Genomic DNA, 18,296 nt, shown 5'->3' on the forward strand with positions numbered 1-18,296 from the left:
TGAACGATCCGGACACAGCGCGACGAGGGGAGGTGAGAGGCCGGATGATCGCTGGAACACCGGTACTCGACCTCGACGATGCCGCTTCACTCGAAGCGGCCGACAGCGGCGGCGCACTCCGGTCGGCGGCCTCCGGTGGCGCGCTGGTGCGTGCCACCGCGGCGGCGGTCGGTGAGGATGTGCTCGCCCGCCTGGACGGTCTGCGGCCACGCAGCGTGGTGTTCGTATGCGGGGCCGGCCGCGCGGCTCGCGCGGCCGGCCTGCTGATCGCCGCGCTCGGTGAGCGTGCGGGCTTGCCGATCGTGCTCGCCGCCGGCCTGCCCCCGTGGGTGGGCCCGCTCGATGTGGTGCTCGTGGCCGGCGACGACGCCGGGGATCCCCGGCTGATCGAAGCGGTGGACCGTGGCCTGCGCCGCGGCGCCGAAGTGGTGATCGCCGCGCCGGACGAGGGTCCGTTGCGGATGGCCGCGGCGGGCCGGGCGCTGATGCTGCCGCCGCGCGTTCCCGTGCTCGACCACAATCGCCTGCTGCGCTATCTGGCGGTGGGCGTCGCGGTGCTGCGCCTGGTCGATTCGTCCCGCAGCGGTCCGGTGACGCCCGAGCTGACGGCGCTGGCCGACGTGCTCGACGCCGAGGCGCTGCGCGCGGCCCCGCAGATCGAGGTCTTCCGCAATCCCGCCAAGACGCTGGCCGCGCGCATGCAGCAGCACGGCGTGGTCTTCGCGGGCGACTCACCGGCCACCGCCGCGCTGGCCGAGCACGCGGCCGAGGTGCTGTTACAGGCGGCAGGCCGGGTGTCCGGCGCCGCCGGGCTCGCCGAGGTGGTGGCCGCCCAGCCACGGATCGTGGCGGCGGCGGGTCAGGCCGCGCCCGGCTTCGATCCGATGTTCCACGACGAAGAACTCGACGGTCCGGCGCCGGTCGACCGGGTCCGGGTGTTCGTGCTCAGCACCGATCCCGACGAGTCCGCGGCCAGGCGCCGGATCGCGGTCTTCGGCACCGGCGGGCTGGTCGACGCCGACCTGGTCAACGCCGATATCGACCTGCTGCGTTCGGCCCTCACCGATCCCGCCGCGCCCGCCGCGGACGCCGGTGACGGCGCGCGGCCCACCGGCGGCGGCAACGAAGTGGAACAGCTGGCCGTGCTCGCCTTGCGCATCGAGATGGCGGCCGCCTATCTGCGCCTGATCAACGGGCAGCCGCAGGCGGTCGGCCGCGCCGAGTACACGGGCGGCGGCGACTACCGGGGCGGGGACGATTTCGACCCCACCGACCAGTACGACGGGGGACGTTTCTAGTGCACGAACTCGTTGGTGCGCTGCGTTCCTACGCCTGGGGATCGCGCACCGCCCTCGCCGAACTGTGCGGTCGCCCGGTGCCCTCCGCCCACCCCGAGGCCGAACTGTGGTTCGGCGCGCACCCCGCCGACCCCGCGTATGTGACCCTCGCCGAGGGCACCACCAAGTCGCTGCTCGATGTCGTGGCCGCCGACCCGGAACGCGAACTCGGCGCCGCCGCCGAGCAGTTCGGCGACAAGCTGCCGTTCCTGTTGAAGATCCTGGCCGCCGAGGAGCCGCTGTCGTTGCAGGCGCATCCCTCCGCCGAGCAGGCCCGCGCCGGTTTCGCCAAGGAGAACCGCGACGGGGTGCCGCTGGACTCGCCGATGCGCAACTACCGCGACGACAACCACAAGCCGGAGCTGGTGGTCGCGCTGGACCGCTTCGAGGCGCTGGCCGGCTTCCGCGAACCACTGCGCACGGTCGAGCTCTTCCGCGACCTCGCGGTGCCCGAGCTCGAGCCCTACGCCGACATGCTCGCTTCGCAGCCCGACTCCCAGGGCCTGCGCGCGCTGTTCACCACCTGGATCACGCTGCCGCACCAGGTGCTCGACACCCTGCTGCCCGCCGTCCTGGACGGCTGCGTGCGGTATCTGTCGGCGCCAGGCAGGCGCCGCTTCACCCCCGAGGCGCGCACCGCCCTGGAACTGGCCGAGAACTACCCGGGCGACGCGGGCGTGCTGGCGGCACTGCTGCTCAACCGCCTGACTCTGCAGCCCGGCCAAGCGCTGTTCCTCGATGCGGGCAACCTGCACGCCTACCTGCACGGCGTCGGCGTCGAACTGATGGCCAACTCCGACAATGTGCTGCGCGGCGGCCTCACCCCGAAGCACGTCGACGTTCCCGAGCTGCTGCGGGTGCTGGATTTCGAGCCGCTGGATCTGCCGATCGTGCTGCCCGAACCCGCCGGCGACGGCTCCGTCCGCTACAACGCCCCCGCACCCGAATTCGCCTTGCGCCGTTTCGACCTCACCGAGGGTTCCGGGCAGGTCCCGCTGACCGATGCCGGCCCCGGCATCGTGCTGTGCACCTCGGGCACCGCCCGGCTGCTGCACGGGGGCGACGAACTGATCGTGGCGCGTGGCTCGGCCGCGTGGATCTCCGCCGCCGACACCGGTATCCGCGCCCAGGCCGTCGACGGTCCGGCGCAGCTGTTCTGCGCCTGCGTCGGCGACGGGCGCTGACTCTCTCCGTCACCGGCGCGCTCGGGCCGGGCGGAGCCGGTTCCGGACCGGACGCGCTTGCCCGCCGCGCCAAGGGTGTCGACGGTCCGGCACGCCCGGCCTTCCCCCCCGTGGCGGAACTCCGTCGCTCACGACACGGCGCCGGCCTCGACGGCGAGCGCCAGCAGCGCCAGCGCATCATGTTCCGGTGTGCCCGCCGGCGCCTGGTAGACCAGCAGTCGTTGCCCGCTGCCCGCGTCGGAGAGGACCTCGCTCGCCAGTGTCACGCGACCGATCTGCGGATGCCGGAAGCTCGTCCGGCCGCCGCGCTTGACCCACACCTCGTGCCGCCCCCACAGTGCGGTGAATTCGCGGCTGGCCGAGCTCAATTCGGCGACCAGATCGGCGGTGGGACCCGGATTGTCCGGTTCGGCGCCGCGCAACTGAGCCACACTGTTGCGGGCGACGCGGTCCCAGTCGGCGAAGACGGCCCGCGCCGTGGGATGCAAGAAGGTGTATCGGATGATGTTCCGGCGCGTGGGCGGTGCGTCGCCGAGGCCGGGCAGCAGGCCCAGGCCCTCCGGATTGGCGGCGAGCACGTTGTTGATCGCATCGAGCAGGTAGGCGGGGCTGGGCCGCAGCGATTCCAGCAGCACGAGCAGGCCGGGCCGCACGGGCAGCGGGAGCGAGGGCCTGCGGCGAAGCGTGCGCCCGGCGACGCGGTCGGCCACAGCGAGCAGATGGTCGTGCTCGTCAGCCGTGAGGCGCAGCGCCGACGCCAGCGCATCGAGTACCGCGTCGCTGGGCGCGGTCTCGCGCCCCTGCTCGATCCGGGTGTAGTAGTCGACACTGACGCCGGCCAGCACCGCCAGTTCCTCACGACGCAGTCCGGGGGTGCGGCGCACGCCGGGACCGGCGGGCAGGCCGACCTCGGTGGGACCGATCAACCCGCGGCGGCTGCGCAGGAACTCGGCCAGGGCGTTCACGGCGTCGAGTCTGCCATCCGGTGGGGATGCGTGGGTGGCCGTATCGCACCCAGGAAGAGCGCGGTCTGCCGCACGCGGGTCTTCCGGCGCAGGCTCGAGGCCATGACTGACGTGATGATCATCGGTGGTAGTTCCGGCATGGGTTTCGCGCTGGCTGGTGTCCTGGTCGCCGAGGGCGCGGACGTGACCCTCGTCGGCCGTTCGCCCGCCCGGCTCGCCCTCGCCCGCGACGCCCTGGAACGGGATGCGCGGGACCGGGGCGCGGACGCCTCGAGTCGGCAGGCCGTGGTGCACACCGTCGCCGCGGATATCGGCCGGGACGCCGATGTGGCGGCACTGTTCGCGGAGATCGGGCAGGTCGAGCACGTAGTGGTCACCGCGGCGGACGCGACGGGCGTCTACGGTCGCAGTGGCGACATCGCCGTCGGCGCGGCCCGGGCCGCGCTGGACACCAAACTCATCGGCGCCTGGCTGGTCGGCCGGTATGCGGCCGGTGTGGTCACCGGGTCGATCACCTACACCTCCGGCATCAACGCCTACCGGCCGAACGGCACCAACACCATCCTGGCCGCGGCCAACGGCGGTCTCGCCTCCCTGGCATACGGATTGGCGATCGAGCTCGCGCCGGTGCGGGTGAACGTCGTCTCGCCCGGCTGGGTGGACACGCCCATCTGGGCGGACCTCGGGATGGACAAGGAAGCCGCCTTCGCGGAGATGGCACAGCGCCTGCCCGCCCGCCGCGTGGGCAGCGCTTCCGACATCGCCGCGGCCCTGCTCTCGGTGATGCGCAATCCGTTCATGACAGCCGCCGTCCTGCATGTCGACGGCGGGCATCGGCTCGTCTGATCCGCTGCGGTCCGGGGTCTATCGGCGGGCGGCAGTGAGCGAGCGCAGCAGCTCCAACGGGTCGGTGGTGGTGCCGAATTCGCGGCGCAGGGCGTGGCGGGCGGCGGTGAGACCGCACATGCCGTGGACGCCGCCGCCGGGCGGAGTGGACGAGGAGCACAGGTAGACGCCCGGGAGCGGGGTGGCGTACGGGTTCCATCGGGGGGCGGGGCGGGCCAGCATCTGCTTCACGGTCATGGCGCCCGCGGAGATGTCGCCGCCGATGTAGTTGGCGTTGTGCCGGGGCAATTCGGCGGCGGTACTGGTGTGGTGGGCGATGATCAGGTCGCGGAAGCCGGGGGCGAAGCGTTCGACCTGGGCGATCACCTGCTCGGTGATGTCGCGGTCGGAGCCGTGCGGGACGTGGGCGTAGGTGTAGAAGGTGTGGTGACCGGCGGGAGCGCGGGAATCGTCCACCACGCCCTGCTGGATCGCCAGCACGTAGGGGCGTTCGGCATGCCTGCCCGAGGCCACCGCGCCTTCGGCCGCCATGGCCTCGGCGCGGCTGCCGACCAGGTGCAGCGTGCCCGCCTTCGCGCAGTCCGCGGACGCCCAGGGCACCGGGCCCGAGAGGGCGAAATCCACTTTGCACGCCGCGTTCCCGTACCGGAACTTCCCGAGCTGCCGGGCATATCGGCTCGGCAGCCGCTCCCCCGCCAGCCGCACCAGCTCGGCGGGCGAGGTGTCGAGCAGGACGGCCTTCACCGAACCCAGCTCCGAAAGGGAGTCCACCCGATGACCGGTGTGCACGCGCCCGCCGAGCCGCTCGAGTTCGGCGATCATCGCGTCGACGATGGCCTGGCTGCCGCCGCGCGGTATCACCCAGCCGTCGACATGGGCGAGCGTGCCGAGCAGCAGTGCGGCCCCGACAGCCGACACCGCGCGCGGCGAGGTGATGGCATGGGAGGCGACGCCGCTGAACAGGGCGGGCGCCACATCGGCCGAGAAGCGTGAATTCCACAGCGGCGAACCCTGTTCGAGCATTCGCGTACCGAACCGCACCGCCGCGGTCAGGTTCGGAGGCAGTCGGCGCAGGTCCGACATCGCCACCCCCACGACGCCCTCCCACTGCCGTACCAGCGGCCCGAACAGCGACCGCCAGGCCGTCCCGTCCGGTCCGAGACCGTCCACGGTGCGCTCCAGATCGCGCCAGGCCACGCCCGCGCGGGCGCCGTCGAGCGGATGCGCGTACGAGGCCTCCGGCGTCAGCAGCTGCACCCCGTGCGCGACGAGATCGAACGCCCGGAAGAACGGCGAGGCCACCGCCATCGGATGGGCCCCCGCGCAGACATCGTGCCGGTATCCGGGCAACGTCAGCTCGGCCGTCCGGCAGCCGCCGCCCGCCGTCTCCTCGGCCTCGAACACCTCCACCGACAATCCAGCCGCGGCCAGCGTCACCGCCGCCGCGAGACCGTTCGGACCGGACCCCACCACCGCCACATCAGTCACATCCCCACGCTAGGCGCTCGGACAGTTCCCGGCCACGACCCGGCCCGCGGTTTTCCGCGCCGACGCGTCCTGCCTCCCGGCGGCCCGTCGAGCGACGGTGTTCGGCGGGCCACCCGCGCTCGCCGCGGCGAGCGCCGGACAATGCGGAAGAGCCCGTGGAACATCCACGGGCTCTTCCGTATTCGTCGGGCGCGGCGGGTCAGACGTCGGTGGAGAAGCGGATGCCGCCGTCGGGGATCTCGACGCCGGGCCAGACGCGGGCCCCGCGCAGGAGCTCACAGCGGGCGCCGATGTTCGCGCCGTCGCCGATCACGCCGTCGCGCACCAGGGCGCGCGGGCCGATGCGGGCGCCGAAGCCGACGATGGTGCGTTCCACCGTAGCCCCCGCCTCCACCCGGGCGCCGTCGAAGATGACCGCGCCGTCCAGGCGGGCGCCCGCGCCGATCTCGGCACCGCGACCCACCACCGTGCCGCCGATGAGCAACGCGCCCGGCGCGATGCCCGCACTGGGGTGGACGAGGGACTCGCCGCGCTGGCCGGGCAGGGCGGGCGAGGGCGCGATGCCCCGGACCAGGTCGGCCGAACCGCGCACGAAGTCCTCGGGGGTGCCCATGTCGCGCCAGTAGGAGGTGTCGACGTGGGCCTGGACGCGCGCACCCTCGGCGAGCAGCGCCGGGAATACCTCGCGCTCGACCGAGACCGGCCTGCCGGAGGGAATCTTCTCGATGTACTCGCGCCGGAAGACGTAGCAGCCGGCGTTGATCTGGTCGGTCGGCGGGTCCTGGGTCTTCTCCAGGAACGCGGTGACGCGGCCCTCGTCGTCGGTGGGAACGCAGCCGAAGGCGCGGGGGTCGCCGACCCGGACCAGGTGCAGGGTGACGTCGGCATTCGTCGAGTGGTGGGTGTCGAGTACCGCGCGCAGATCGGTGCCGCCGAGCACGTCGCCGTTGAACACCATGACGGTGTCGGCGCGCAGCTTGGGCAGCACGTTGCGGATGCCGCCGCCGGTGCCGAGCGGCTCGGTCTCGGTCACGTACTCGATCTCCAGCCCCAGGTCGGAGCCGTCGCCGAAGTGTTCTTCGAAGACCTCCGCCTTGAACGAGGTGCCGAGCACGACGTGGGTGATGCCCGCCTGGGCGATGCGCGCCAGCAGGTGGGTCAGGAACGGTAGTCCGGCCGTGGGCAGCATCGGTTTGGGCGCCGACAAGGTCAGCGGACGCAGCCGCGTGCCCTGACCGCCGACCAGAATCACGGCGTCGGTGCCGGAATCTCCTGCCATCGTTCTTCCCCTGTTCACACTGGTACTGCCGATCGCGCCGGCGCGCCTGGTGGCGCAGCGCAGATCGAACCGCACTTCGGGAGCGGATGGCAAGTCCGCGGGTCGGAGCCGACCGCGCAGCGCTCGCCGGCACCGCGGAGAGAGGCTCTCGGGACCGGTGCGATCGGCGTGCGACGCGGACGCGCTCGGGCCAGCTCGGCGTATGGGGGTGCGACTGGCTCAGAGGTCGGTCAGCGCGGCGTGCAGAGCCTCGCGCCAGTCCCGTAGCGGGGTGAGTCCCGCCGCCCGCCAGGCCCGGCCGGAGAGCACCGAATAGGCGGGGCGGGCCGCCGGACGCGGGAAGGCGGTGGAATCGCACGGACGCACGCGTTCGGGGTCGGCCCCGAGTTCGGCGAAGACCGCGCGGGCCAGATCGAACCAGCTGGCCGTGCCGGCGTTGGTGGCGTGCAGGATCCGCGGCGCGGTGGGCGTGGCGGCGAGTTCGAGCAGGCCGGCGGCGAGGTCGGCGGCGAAGGTGGGAGAACCGATCTGGTCGTCGACCACATCGACGGTGGGACGCTCGGACTCCAGCCTGCGCATGGTGGCGACGAAGTCGCCGCTGTCGCCGGTGTAGACCCAGGCGGTCCGGACGACGTGGGCGGCGGGGGCCAGCTCCAGGACGGCCCGTTCGCCGGCGAGCTTGGAGCGGCCGTAGACGGTGGCGGGCCCGGTGTCGTCATCGGTCTCGTAGGGGGTGTCGTGCTCGCCGGCGAAAACGTAGTCGGTGGACAGGTGGATGAGGTGGGCGCCCGCCTCGGCGCACGCGGCGGCCAGCACGGCGGGGCCGGTCCCGTTGATCGCGAAGGCGGCGCCCGGCTCGGACTCGGCGCGGTCGACGGCGGTGTAGGCGGCGCAGTTCACCACCACATCGCCGGGGGCGAGCACCGCCCGGACGGCATCGGCGTCGGTTATGTCGAGTTGCGCGCGGGTATATCCGAACGCGTGCGGGGCCAGACGGGTCAGCTGCCTGCCGACCTGCCCGCCCGCGCCGGTGACGACGAGGCGAGCGGAGGGTCGGCGAGGTGGTGCGGCGGTCACGGCGGCAAGTCTGGCACGCCGGAAACCACCGAGGTGCCCACGGCGGCGGTAACCGTTGGATAGCCTGAGTCCGGTCGGCCCGGCGAGTTGCGCTTCGGGATGAGGGTCGATCGTGGTACGGGGGATTTCCAGGGGGGCGTCGCCGATTCGTCGAGAGGATGCTCGGTTTGCCGCGAAGCAACGATTCGTCGCGCAGCACACGCAGGCGCGGCACGGAGGGGCCGCACCGCCGGGAACCCGTGCGGATGCGGGCTTCCGGCCCCGCGCCCGAGCAGGCATCGCCGCGCCCGATGCGGGTGGCGGTCGCGGCCTTGGCCGCGGTCGTGCTGGTGGCGACCGGTTTCGCCTGGCACAGCGTCGATTCGCTGATCTCGAAGATCGAACGCATCGGTGATCTGGGTCTCGGCGGCGGCCGCGACGGCGCGGTCGACATCCTGCTGGTCGGTGTGGACAGCCGCACCGACGCGCACGGCAACCCGCTCACCGACAGCGAGCGCGCCATGCTGCACGCCGGTGACGAGGTCGGCACCAACACCGACACCCTCGTGCTGATCCGGGTGCCCAACGACGGCAGTTCGGCCACCGCCATCTCGCTGCCCCGCGACTCCTACGTCGACATCCCCGGCCTCGGCAAGGGCAAGATCAACTCCGCCTACGGCGTCACCAAGGAGAACAAGCGGCAGAAGCTGCTCGACAGCGGCGCGTCCGAGGCCGAAGCCGAGAAGCAGTCCACCCAGGCCGGACGCAAAGCGCTGATCGACACGGTCGCCGGGCTCACCGGCATCTCCGTCGACCACTACGCCGAGATCAGCCTGCTCGGTTTCGTCCTGCTCACCGAGGCCGTCGGCGGGGTCGAGGTGTGCTTGAACGCGCCGGTGGAGGAATCCATGTCGGGCGCGAGCTTCCCCGCGGGCAGGCAGCGGCTGGACGGGCCGCAGGCGCTGAGCTTCGTGCGCCAGCGCCACGGGCTGCCACGCGGCGACCTCGACCGGATCGTCCGCCAGCAGGTGTTCATGGCCCAGTTGGTGGGGCAGGTGCTCAGCGCCAAGACGCTCACCGACCCGGGACGGCTGAGCGAACTCGGCGACGCGGTCGGCCGCACGGTGGTCGTCGACGAGGACTGGGACGTGCTGGCCTTCCTGCAGCAGCTGCAGGATCTCTCCGGCGGACAGGTGCGGTTCGAGACCATCCCGGTGGCCGATCTGAACGGCATGACCAGTGACGGCGAGTCCGTGGTGCGTGTCGAGACCGACGCGGTGAAGTCCTATGTGGCCTCGCTGGTCGGGGGCGATTCCCCCGCGCGGGAGACTTCGCGCGTGACGCCGTCGAATGTGACCGTGGACGTCTTCAACGCCAGCTCCGTCGGCGGGCTCGCGGGTGAGGTCTCCCAGGCGCTGGCGGGCAAAGGTTTTCGGTCCGGTGAGGTGGGGAACTACACCGGGATGGGTGTGACCGGTTCACGGGTGCTGGCCGCCGACAGCGCCGACGCGGGGGCCGAGGCGGTCGCCGAAGCCCTCGGCGGGCTGCCGATCGTGGCCGATACGACACTGCCCGCGGGGGCCGTGTCGGTGGTTCTCGCGAGCGACTACAGTGGCCCGGGCTCGCAGGCGGCCGAGCTGTTCGACTTCACCGCGACGTCGACCACCCCGACGCCCGTGCCCCCCGCACCACCGATCGACGCAGGCCAGGACGGACCGAAATGCGTGAACTGACGAAGACTTCGACACTGACCGAGGCCATCCTGGACCCGATCCTGGCCCAGGATTCCGCGGCGCCGCGCATCACCTACTACGACGACGCCACCGGCGCCCGCATCGAACTGTCCGGCGCGACTCTCGCGAACTGGGCGGCCAAGACCGCCAATCTGATCCGCGACGAGTTCGGGCTCACCATCGGCGCGCGCGTCGCGGTGCTGCTGCCCGCGCACTGGCAGACCGCGGCCGTGCTGCTCGGCTGCTGGTGGGCGGGCACGGAGGTGGTGCTGAACGCGGACCCCGACGCCGACCTCGCGCTGGTGACCCCCGACCGGATCGACGAGGCGGGCGCCATCCCGGAAGTGGCGGCGCTGTCGCTGGATCCGATGGGCGCGCCGGTGCGCGACCTGCCGGTCGGCGTCACCGATTTCGCGACCTCGGTACGCGTACACGGCGATCAGTTCATGCCGCGCGGCACCGGCGTCGCGCTGGAGGGCGACCTGGTGGGCGAGGTGTTCGACGCCGCGCGCAGATCGGCGCTGCGCCAGGGCATCGGCCCGGGCGACCGGGTGCTGTCGACCAGGCCGTGGGAGCACGCGAGCGATCTGGTCGACGGACTGCTTGCGGTGCTGGTGGCGGGCGCGTCGCTGGTGCAGGTCGTCGACCCCGACCCGGCCGCCCAGGCGCGCCGGACCGAGACCGAGCGCATCACCGTCACGCTGGACTGACCCTCCTACCGCAGGAGGAGCCGGCGATCCGCCCGCAGGCCGTTTCGCAATGCCCGCCCCGCCCGTACCGTGGTCTCCATCACAGCGGAACGGGGTGGTGGAGACATGAGTCCGGCAGCATGGTGGCGTTGGCTCTTCGCGCAGGGTGTGCCACGGTTCGTCCTGCGCAACCAGGCGCGTCGCGGCGATCCCTTCGCACGGCTGATCGCGGGCGAGGAGGGCATCGGCGATCCGTACTCGCTGATCGAGCAGTTGCGCGGGGACCGTCCACTGGTCCGCACCCCGCTGACCTGGGCGTCGTTCGACCACGAACTGGTGCGAGCGATCCTGCGCGACAACCGGTTCGGCGTGCAGTCGCCGCAGCACTTCGTGCCGTTCGAGGCGGTCCGGTCGGTGATGCCGACTTCCCCGCTGCCCCCGAGTCCGGTCGAGCCGCCGTCCATGCTGGTGATCGACCCGCCCGAGCACACCGCCATGCGCAAGCCGGTGGCCGCGGCGTTCACCCCGCGCGCCGTCGGCAGGCTCCGCGACCGGATCGCCGAGGTCACCACCGAACTACTCGACGGGCTGCCCTCCGGCGGGTCGGCAGATCTGGTGGCCGCCTACTCCGCGCAGGTGCCGATCGCGATCATCTCCGAGATGCTCGGCTTCCCCTATTCCGATCGGGACATGTTCCTCGACTGGGGCGACCTGATGTCGCCGCTGCTCGATCTGGGCATCTCCTGGCGCGTGCAGCGGCGGGCGAACCGGGCCATGCACCGGATGAACGACTACCTCGACGACCACATCGCCACCTTGCGCCGCGCACCCGGCGAGGACATCCTCAGTTCGCTGGTCAGCGCGGGCGAGCTGGATCACGACGCACTGAAGGCGACAGCCAGCCTGCTGATGGGCGCCGGCTTCGAAACCACGGTCAATCTCATCAGCAACGGCGTGGTGCAGTTGCTGGCCCATCCCGAGCAACTGGCCCGGTTGCGCGCGGAGCCCGACCTGTGGCCCAACGCGGTGGAGGAGATTCTGCGGTTCGATCCGCCGGTGCAGGTCACCGGACGAGTGGCGCTCACCGAGCTGGAACTGGCGGGGGTGCCGTTCCGGCCCGGCCAGGCGGTCACGGTGTCGCTGGCGGGGGCCAACCGCGACCCGAAGGTGTTCGACGATCCGCAGCGCTTCGACATCACCCGTGCCAACGCCAAAGACCACCTGTCCTTCAGCAGCGGCATCCATGTCTGCCTCGGCGCGAGCCTGGCCAGGATGGAGGGCGTCTACGCGCTGCGGGCGTTGTTCGAACGGTTCCCCGGCCTGAGCCTGGCCGAGCCGCCGAGCAGGCGGGAACTGTTCACCCTGCACGGGTACCGGCGACTGCCGGTGCGGCTGGGCACCCGCGCGCCCGCCGGGCAGACCTCGCTCGCGTGAGCCGTCAGCGGAAGCCGACCGCCTGATCGCCCCACGCGCTGTGCAGCGCGTGATCGGGGTCGGGCGCCGTGCGGTCGATGGCGTCGATGAGCAGGGTGTGCCTGACGTCGGACCGATACGGCGCCCAGTGTTTGGAACCGTCCAGTGCCGCGGGCACCCCGTGCTCGGCGAAGGCGAGCCAGCGGCGCATCATCCGCCCCGACACCTCGGTGGCCTGTTTGCGCCCACCCAGCCAGAAGGTCGGGTCCGGGTTCAGGGTGCCGAAATTGCCGAAGACGTAGGGCACTTCCGTGGCGTGCCCGGCGCCGATCCTGGCCGCGCGCAGCATCGGGGTGGCGTGGTCGAAGCGGTAGACCCAGGTCATCGAGTGCGCGGAGTGTCCGTCGGCGACCCACCGGGCGGGCAACCGGAAGGCGGCGTCGGTGGAGATGGCCAGCGCGCCGCGCGGGGTGGTGAGATCCGGGTAGGCCGAGGCGATTTCGGCCAGGCGTTCGGGTGAGAGATCGGGATGGCTCTCGGCCACATCGCGCAGCATCATGGTCACCGCCTGCGGGGTGACCGGCATGATCGGCGAACGGAACACCTTGAACAGCGAGGCCTCGTCCTTGTTGCTGCCGACGATCAGCGGCACCCGGTGGGACCGGCCGCGCTGGAAGGCGTTGATCGGATAGTCGGGCAGCAGATCCCCGTCGACCACCGGCGCGGCCGCCAATCGGCCCGGCTCCTTGGTGGGCACCTCGTCGAACAACGTGCCCGCGGCCTGCACCAGCCGCTCCATCGGCATGTCCGTCAGGTCCCCGGCGCGCCGTGGCGGCAGGTCGAGCAGTTCGGCGAAACGACGCGCCACCAGTTCGGCGCGCTGCGCCCCGAACACGGTGGTGGCGGGCGGGCTCTGCGCGATCGCCTTGTGGAACAGGCCGTCGGCGGCGGGGGCGGTGAGCAGCGCGGTCACGCAGCCCGCGCCGGAGGACTCGCCGAACAGCGTCACATTGCCGGGATCGCCGCCGAAGGCGGCGATGTTGTCGCGCACCCATTCCAGCGCCGCGATCTGGTCGCGCAAACCGAGATTGGCGGTGAAGTCGGATGACAGCGAGCTCAGATCGAGGAAGCCGAGCAACCCGACGCGGTAGTTCACGGTGACGATCACCACCCCGCCGCGCGCGGCGAGTTCACGACCGTCGTAGACCGCCTGGGCGGCGGTACCCAGGCAGTAGGCGCCGCCGTGCAGCCACACCATGACCGGGCGCGGCGCGCCGTCCTCGCCGGGCGCGGTCGGCGCCCAGACATTGAGCCACAGGCAGTCCTCACCCATCCGGAGCGCGGAGTCGACCGGCACCATCGGGCCGAGGGACTGCGGGGAGACATCGCCCACGGCCCGGCAGTCGCGCACGCCGTCCCAGGGTTGCGGCGGCCGTGGCGGGCGCAGCCGGTTCGCGCCGGTGACCGGCGCACCGTAGGGGATGCCGCGCCACATCGCTATCGATCCGGCCATGGCGCCGCGGACCCGCCCGCTGCGGGTGTGCGCGATGGGTCCGAAGTCGTCGAGCCGGATGCCGGCGTCGGTGTCGGGTCGTGTCGTCATCGCGCACCTCCTGGTGTCCTGCGGTGGCGGCCCGCAGCAGCGACGACGAAGGCGCCGCGTTGTGGCGGCGTCGGTGCGCCACATCCGCGGGGCCCGCACCGGGTGATCTCTTTCGAGGGTACGTCCGCGCACGACCATTCGGTCTCGGATCCGGACCGCGAACCGGAGTTCGCGCCGCTACCGGTGGCGCGCACCGCCCGCTAACCTGGGCGCGTGCCGAACTACAGCTTCCGGTGTCGCCAGTGCGGCGATACATTCGAGGTCAATCGTCCGATGGCCCGTTCCGGCGAGCCCGCGACCTGCCCGGCCGGGCACGAGGACACGGTCAAACTGCTGACCACCTTCGCCACCGTCGGCCGGTCGGGTGGCGCGCCCGCTGCGGCCCCGGCGCCCGCGGCACCCGCGGGCGGTGGCTGCTGCGGCGGCGGTTGCTGCGGCTAGTTCTCCACCTCGAGCAGCCGTTTCCCGATGCCGGCCGAGCGGGGCACATGTCGTCGAGTGCGGCGCAACGCGTCATCGCGCGCGGCCGGCCCCTCGCGACAGCGCGGCTTCGTTCCCGAGGCCCGTGCGGCGCCCTGTCGTGACGAGTGACACGGTATCCGTCGAGGACATTCCCGTCGGACGGGTACACGGAGTGGATGGCCTCGTGGATTCGGGATGTGGTGTCGTCCGGTGAGGAGCCCCTCGACGCCGCTGCGGGCGGGGCATAGGCAGCGGCCCGCCGGTCAGCCTGCCTCGGCGCGCCGGTCGGAGTGCCCGAGATCGTGATGCGGCGCGACCCGATCGCGCACGCGCTGCTTGAGCACGGTGATCTCCGGGAAGCCGCCGTCGGCCTTGCGCTCCCACACCTGCTCGTCGTCGACGGTGATCCGGAAGACCCCGCCCGACCCGGGGATCAGTGCCACCTCGCCGAGTTCCGTGCCGAACGTGCTCAGCAGTTCCTGCGCCATCCAGCTCGCCCGCAACAGCCAGCGGCACTGGGTGCAGTACTCGATCGCGACCCGCTTCATGGGCAGCACGCTACCGCTCGGTTCACGACGGCGCTCGATCCAGGATGTCACCGTCGAGGTAGCGCCACTGCCCGTCCTCGCGGGCGAACCGGCTCACCTCGTGCAGCACGCCCCGTCCGGCGCTCGTCCGGTAGTGCGCGACGAACTCCACCACGCCGGTGTCGTCGAACAGGCCGCCGCGTTCGGTGCGCACGATCTCCAGGAACTGCCAGCGCGTCTCGTCCGGGTCCAGCCGCGCCGGGCGGGTGCTCGAGTGCCAGGAGCGCAGCAGGTAGTCGGCATCGCCCTCGGCGAACGCGGTGTAGCGCGAGCGCATCAGCGCTTCGGCCGTCGCCGCGGGGCGATCGCCGGCCAGCAGCGGGCCACAGCAGGCGGCGTATTCGTCGCCGCGACGACAGGGGCAGCTCCGCGATGCGCTCATGCCGACATTCTCCTCCGGACCCCGTCGGGCGCATCGATCACCGGTGTGACGCCGCGCTGCCCGCCGAGCGGGGGAACCGCGGCGGGATCGGTGTGGCCGAGCACGCCCGGAGCGATGCGGCACATCGCCGGCTCGGTTCTGGTCATTCGAGTTCGTTTCGGACCCAGCGTAATTCGGCGGATCGGCCGGTCCGCGCCAGCTCGGCCGACAGCGCGGCGGTCTGCTCCCGCCAGCGGCGCAGGTCTGCCACATCGGGGGCGAGGTCGTAGTCGTGGTGGTGAGCGGCGCGGGACAGGGCCGACCACAGCGCGGCGACCGCGGCGGCGGTCCCGGGACCGGCGTAGACGCGCAGGGCGAGCAGCTGGGCCCGCATCGGGCAGCGCGCCAGGTCGGGGGCGACGCGGTGCCACAGGTCGTCGACGGCCTGTTCGAGTGCCAGGCGCAGGATCCACGCGGTGGCACGGGACCAGACGCCGCCCGCCGCGGTGACCTCGCCGTCGAGCAGGCGGTCGACGGCGTCCAGACGTTCGGCGACGGCCGGGCGGGGCGCGGGTTCGCGGATGCGGCGGCGCGTGCGGATGCGGCGGGTGCCGCGCGCGCGGTCGTTCATCGGCGCAGCCACGCGATGAATCGTTCGGTCTCGGCGATCAATTCGCGCATGCCGCGGCCGATCGGCACGTGCGCGGCGGCGGTGATGTCGCGCAACGCGTCGACCAGCCACCTGCCCTCGCGGGCGAGATGTTTGTTGAGGTGGTCGACGTTGTAGGTCACGCCCATGACCGCGAGCGCCACCATGGCGCGGGTGGTCTGCGCGTTCTCGATGTGGCGTTCGACCTCGCGGTGGTCCATGCCCGCGGCGAGCAGGTCGCGTCTGCTGCGGGCCAGAGCCGCGGCCTCCACCGCCGACCGGCAGCAGGTGGCGACGAGTTCGTCGGCGATGGCGGGCGGCAGCTGCGGAGTGCGCAGCAGGGAGCGGGCGTCGGCGAGGTAGCGGCGGATCGGATCGCCGACGGCGCGCACCTCGACCACGGAGCGCTCCCGACGTTGCACTTCCAGTACGTGCGCGTCCAGATCCATCCGGCGCACCGCCTCGGCCAGGCGCTCGTCGTGGGTGAACACGACCACCTGCCGGGTCTTGGCGACCGCGGCCAGCACCGTCGCCAGGCCGTCCACCTTGGCCGGGTCCATCGCCTGCACCGGATCGTCGATCATGACGAAGCGGAAGGGGCTGTCGGCCACCGTCGCCCGCGGCAGGAACAGCGACAATCCCAGCGCGTGCAACTCGCCCTGGCTCATCACGCCCAGCGCGGCGCCGTCCACCTGGTCGACGGTCACATCGAGCAGCACGCGCCGGGCGCTGCCCGCATTGCCCTGCAGACGGATGCCGCCCAGCTCGACATTGCTCTGCTGGCGCAGGGTCTGCCAGATCCAGCGGGACTGGGCTTCCAGCGGGGCCATCCGCTCGTCGCGCATCCGTGCCGTCAGCGCTTTGAGCCACTCCTCGGCCCGCTTGAGGGTGCGCAGTTCAGCGGCCTGCGCGTGCACCGCGCCCGCGTCGTCGAGCCAGGCCGCGAGCCGGGGCACCAGCGGGCTCCACACGCTGTCGAGGCGTTCGAACTCCTTGCGGGCGCGAGCGCGCACGGCGGTCAGCTCGTCGGTCAGGCAGCCATGGGCGTGGCGCAGGCGGTCGGCGAACTCACGCGCGTCGGCCGCGGTCACCGTGTGCGGGTCCTCGGGGAGCGCGCCGGGGACGCTGTGCCCGGCCCGGACCCGCTCGGCCATGGAAGCGAAACCCAGTGCGGCCCAGCGATACCAGACGCGGTGCAGAGCGGCGGTGTCGACCGCGGGCGGGACGGTGCGGGCCGGGTCGAGTTCGGCGGGCACCTGGCTCGGCAGTGCGTGGGCCGCGTGCCAGGCGGCGTGGAGGTCGGCCCGGGCGGCGGTGACGGCGGCGAGGCGGGCGGCAAGGTCCGCGAGGGTCCGGTCGGTGGCGGGCGATCCAGTCCTGATCCAGGGTGCCCCCGCCGCAGACCGGGCAGGGGCACAAACCTGCCGCGGCGGCGTGCGCACGGGCCCGGCGCAGCAGGTCGAAGGTGCGCAGATCGGCGTCGACGTCGGTGGTGCTCAGCTGGTCGAGCGCGGCCGCGCAGGCGACGAGCCGGTCGGCGACGGCTGCGACCTCCTCGGAGTCGGGGACGGTGAGCGCCAGGATGGCGCGCAGCGCGGTGGTGTCGCCGGTGTCCGCGTCGCCGCGCAGATGCTCGGCCAGGGCGGCCAGATCGGGTCGCTCGGCGCGCAGGGCCGATGCCGCGCGAGCCGCGCGTTCGTCGGCGATGGCGTCGAGTTCGGCGAGCAGGGCGGCGCGGTCGGCGCGTGCCTGTTTGGCAGCGCGCTCGCCGTCGAGCCTGCGCGAGCGCAGCCGATCCTGGGCGGCGATCAGTTCGTCGAGGCCGAGAAGCTGGTGCAGGGCGTCGAACAAGTCGCTGGGACGGCCGTCCACCAAGCTGCCGAGCTCGCTGTAGGACAGGAACGGGCGGTAGAGGTCGAGGACGGGCGCCCAGGCGGCGGCATCGAAATCGGCCGCTGTGCCGTCGGCCTGCCGCAGCGACCAGCGGGCTTCGTCGAGCGTCGCGCGGGCGTCCCATTCCTTGACGACCAGCGGTGCCGGTTCGGCACCGGCCGTGAGCAGCTCCAGTTCGATGCGGGTGCCCGCGCCGTCGTGCAGATTGCGCCAGCCCTCCCGCCACTCGGCCGAGCGACCGTCCCAGCGCCTGTTCCCGCCGGTCAGAGCGAGTTCGGCGGCCTCGGCGAAGCTGGACTTGCCGCTGCCGTTGCGCCCGACGACCAGCGTCAGGCCCGGGCCGGGTCGCAGTGCCAGCTCGGCCTGCGCCCCGATGCCGCGGAATCCGCGCACCCGGATCGCCCGCAGGAACACCCCGGTGAAACCGAAACCGTCGGCGTCGGTGAAACCGCTTGCGGCCGGGAACGAGTCACCGAGCGCGCCCAAGACGACCGTCTCGACATCCGGCGGGACCGTGGGATCGGCGGCGATCCGCTGGGCGACCAGAGCGGCGAGGCTCGCCGCACCCGCCGTGTCGAGCGATCGCTGCCAACCCACCCGGGAAATCCCCCCTCCAGCACGGCCGGATCCGCCCCCGCATCCGGCCTCCGTTGTCGAAAAGCCGAACGAAACGCTACCCGATCCCCCGGGTTCCGCACATCGGCCGAAGAGCCGACCACCAGGTCGCTCGGCGGAGGCCGCACCCGACGAG

Annotated in this window: 18 protein-coding genes; 7 read left to right on the forward strand and 11 right to left on the reverse strand. The window is 72.4% G+C overall.

Annotation, left to right across the window (positions count from 1 at the left end):
* Window positions 1-44 precede the first annotated feature (44 nt).
* Window positions 45-1,298, forward strand: a complete 1,254-nt coding sequence (locus tag ON26_RS21205; protein WP_040797965.1) for a hypothetical protein — start codon at window positions 45-47, stop codon at window positions 1,296-1,298.
* Complete coding sequence (gene manA / locus ON26_RS21210) at window positions 1,298-2,521, forward strand: mannose-6-phosphate isomerase, class I (RefSeq protein WP_040797966.1); 1,224 nt, start codon at window positions 1,298-1,300, stop codon at window positions 2,519-2,521. Before ON26_RS21205 ends, manA begins: the two co-directional genes overlap by 1 nt.
* Window positions 2,522-2,649: 128 nt before the next feature.
* Here the strand turns inward: manA and ON26_RS21215 are convergent, their stop codons facing one another.
* Window positions 2,650-3,486 carry a helix-turn-helix domain-containing protein gene (locus ON26_RS21215; RefSeq protein WP_040797967.1) on the reverse strand — a complete coding sequence of 279 codons (837 nt, stop codon included), beginning with the start codon at window positions 3,484-3,486 and terminating at the stop codon, window positions 2,650-2,652.
* A 102-nt stretch (window positions 3,487-3,588) separates the two neighbouring features.
* Here ON26_RS21215 and ON26_RS21220 point away from each other — a divergent pair, with 102 nt between their 5' ends.
* The gene (locus ON26_RS21220) at window positions 3,589-4,332 is read left to right on the forward strand and encodes an SDR family oxidoreductase (RefSeq protein WP_040797968.1); all 744 of its coding nucleotides are present in this window, start codon (window positions 3,589-3,591) and stop codon (window positions 4,330-4,332) included.
* An 18-nt stretch (window positions 4,333-4,350) separates the two neighbouring features.
* Here the strand turns inward: ON26_RS21220 and ON26_RS21225 are convergent, their stop codons facing one another.
* The 3 genes from ON26_RS21225 to rfbD all read right to left on the reverse strand — a co-directional run bounded on the left by ON26_RS21225 (window position 4,351) and on the right by rfbD (window position 8,176).
* The gene (locus ON26_RS21225) at window positions 4,351-5,820 is read right to left on the reverse strand and encodes a phytoene desaturase family protein (RefSeq protein ID WP_040797969.1); all 1,470 of its coding nucleotides are present in this window, start codon (window positions 5,818-5,820) and stop codon (window positions 4,351-4,353) included.
* Window positions 5,821-6,019: 199 nt separating this feature from the next.
* Window positions 6,020-7,099, reverse strand: coding sequence for a mannose-1-phosphate guanylyltransferase (manB, locus tag ON26_RS21230; RefSeq protein WP_040798003.1), 1,080 nt, complete (start codon window positions 7,097-7,099; stop codon window positions 6,020-6,022).
* Window positions 7,100-7,318: 219 nt separating this feature from the next.
* Complete coding sequence (gene rfbD / locus ON26_RS21235) at window positions 7,319-8,176, reverse strand: dTDP-4-dehydrorhamnose reductase (protein ID WP_040797970.1); 858 nt, start codon at window positions 8,174-8,176, stop codon at window positions 7,319-7,321.
* Between the two features lie 245 nt (window positions 8,177-8,421).
* On the opposite strand from rfbD, the gene ON26_RS21240 reads away from it, so the two are divergent.
* The 3 genes from ON26_RS21240 to ON26_RS21250 all read left to right on the forward strand — a co-directional run bounded on the left by ON26_RS21240 (window position 8,422) and on the right by ON26_RS21250 (window position 12,011).
* Entirely contained in the window at window positions 8,422-9,888 is a 1,467-nt protein-coding gene (locus tag ON26_RS21240) for an LCP family protein (RefSeq protein WP_051027319.1), read from the forward strand.
* Window positions 9,876-10,598, forward strand: coding sequence for a TIGR03089 family protein (locus ON26_RS21245; RefSeq protein ID WP_040798005.1), 723 nt, complete (start codon window positions 9,876-9,878; stop codon window positions 10,596-10,598). The genes ON26_RS21240 and ON26_RS21245 overlap by 13 nt, the downstream gene beginning before the upstream one ends.
* A gap of 105 nt (window positions 10,599-10,703) precedes the next feature.
* Entirely contained in the window at window positions 10,704-12,011 is a 1,308-nt protein-coding gene (locus tag ON26_RS21250; RefSeq protein ID WP_040797971.1) for a cytochrome P450, read from the forward strand.
* Between the two features lie 4 nt (window positions 12,012-12,015).
* Here ON26_RS21250 and ON26_RS21255 read toward each other — a convergent pair whose 3' ends face one another.
* Window positions 12,016-13,593: a carboxylesterase/lipase family protein gene (locus ON26_RS21255; RefSeq protein ID WP_083884260.1), complete on the reverse strand. Its 1,578-nt coding sequence runs from the start codon at window positions 13,591-13,593 to the stop codon at window positions 12,016-12,018.
* A 213-nt stretch (window positions 13,594-13,806) separates the two neighbouring features.
* Between ON26_RS21255 and ON26_RS21260 the strand changes: the two genes are divergently transcribed.
* Window positions 13,807-14,034, forward strand: coding sequence for an FmdB family zinc ribbon protein (locus tag ON26_RS21260; protein WP_040797972.1), 228 nt, complete (start codon window positions 13,807-13,809; stop codon window positions 14,032-14,034).
* Between the two features lie 284 nt (window positions 14,035-14,318).
* Here the strand turns inward: ON26_RS21260 and ON26_RS21265 are convergent, their stop codons facing one another.
* The 6 genes from ON26_RS21265 to ON26_RS34690 are packed head-to-tail and all read right to left on the reverse strand — an operon-like array spanning window position 14,319 to window position 18,142.
* Window positions 14,319-14,603: an Rdx family protein gene (locus tag ON26_RS21265; protein ID WP_040797973.1), complete on the reverse strand. Its 285-nt coding sequence runs from the start codon at window positions 14,601-14,603 to the stop codon at window positions 14,319-14,321.
* Window positions 14,604-14,625: 22 nt separating this feature from the next.
* Entirely contained in the window at window positions 14,626-15,024 is a 399-nt protein-coding gene (locus ON26_RS21270) for a YchJ family protein (protein WP_040797974.1), read from the reverse strand.
* Window positions 15,021-15,170 carry a hypothetical protein gene (locus ON26_RS33925; protein ID WP_169333756.1) on the reverse strand — a complete coding sequence of 50 codons (150 nt, stop codon included), beginning with the start codon at window positions 15,168-15,170 and terminating at the stop codon, window positions 15,021-15,023. The genes ON26_RS21270 and ON26_RS33925 overlap by 4 nt, the downstream gene beginning before the upstream one ends.
* A complete protein-coding gene (locus ON26_RS21275) occupies window positions 15,167-15,646 on the reverse strand; it encodes a hypothetical protein (protein ID WP_245545936.1) in 480 nt (159 codons plus the stop codon). Before ON26_RS21275 ends, ON26_RS33925 begins: the two co-directional genes overlap by 4 nt.
* Window positions 15,631-16,806: an AAA family ATPase gene (locus ON26_RS34685; protein ID WP_245545937.1), complete on the reverse strand. Its 1,176-nt coding sequence runs from the start codon at window positions 16,804-16,806 to the stop codon at window positions 15,631-15,633. Before ON26_RS34685 ends, ON26_RS21275 begins: the two co-directional genes overlap by 16 nt.
* Window positions 16,721-18,142, reverse strand: a complete 1,422-nt coding sequence (locus ON26_RS34690; protein ID WP_245545941.1) for an AAA family ATPase — start codon at window positions 18,140-18,142, stop codon at window positions 16,721-16,723. Before ON26_RS34690 ends, ON26_RS34685 begins: the two co-directional genes overlap by 86 nt.
* Window positions 18,143-18,296 lie beyond the last annotated feature (154 nt).

The sequence above is a fragment of the Nocardia higoensis NBRC 100133 genome, assembly GCF_000308595.1.
Classification (GTDB): domain Bacteria; phylum Actinomycetota; class Actinomycetes; order Mycobacteriales; family Mycobacteriaceae; genus Nocardia; species Nocardia higoensis.

Excerpts from the sequence above, each read along its gene's own strand:
- ON26_RS21205 (WP_040797965.1), top strand. The coding sequence starts at position 45 with ATGATCGCTGGAACACCGGTACTCGACCTCGACGATGCCGCTTCACTC.
- ON26_RS21220 (WP_040797968.1), top strand. The coding sequence starts at position 3,589 with ATGACTGACGTGATGATCATCGGTGGTAGTTCCGGCATGGGTTTCGCG.
- manB (WP_040798003.1), bottom strand. The coding sequence starts at position 7,099 with ATGGCAGGAGATTCCGGCACCGACGCCGTGATTCTGGTCGGCGGTCAG.
- ON26_RS21240 (WP_051027319.1), top strand. The coding sequence starts at position 8,422 with ATGCGGGCTTCCGGCCCCGCGCCCGAGCAGGCATCGCCGCGCCCGATG.
- ON26_RS21245 (WP_040798005.1), top strand. The coding sequence starts at position 9,876 with ATGCGTGAACTGACGAAGACTTCGACACTGACCGAGGCCATCCTGGAC.
- ON26_RS21250 (WP_040797971.1), top strand. The coding sequence starts at position 10,704 with ATGAGTCCGGCAGCATGGTGGCGTTGGCTCTTCGCGCAGGGTGTGCCA.
- ON26_RS21255 (WP_083884260.1), bottom strand. The coding sequence starts at position 13,593 with ATGACGACACGACCCGACACCGACGCCGGCATCCGGCTCGACGACTTC.
- ON26_RS21265 (WP_040797973.1), bottom strand. The coding sequence starts at position 14,603 with ATGAAGCGGGTCGCGATCGAGTACTGCACCCAGTGCCGCTGGCTGTTG.
- ON26_RS21270 (WP_040797974.1), bottom strand. The coding sequence starts at position 15,024 with ATGAGCGCATCGCGGAGCTGCCCCTGTCGTCGCGGCGACGAATACGCC.
- ON26_RS33925 (WP_169333756.1), bottom strand. The coding sequence starts at position 15,170 with ATGACCAGAACCGAGCCGGCGATGTGCCGCATCGCTCCGGGCGTGCTC.
- ON26_RS34685 (WP_245545937.1), bottom strand. The coding sequence starts at position 16,806 with ATGGCCGAGCGGGTCCGGGCCGGGCACAGCGTCCCCGGCGCGCTCCCC.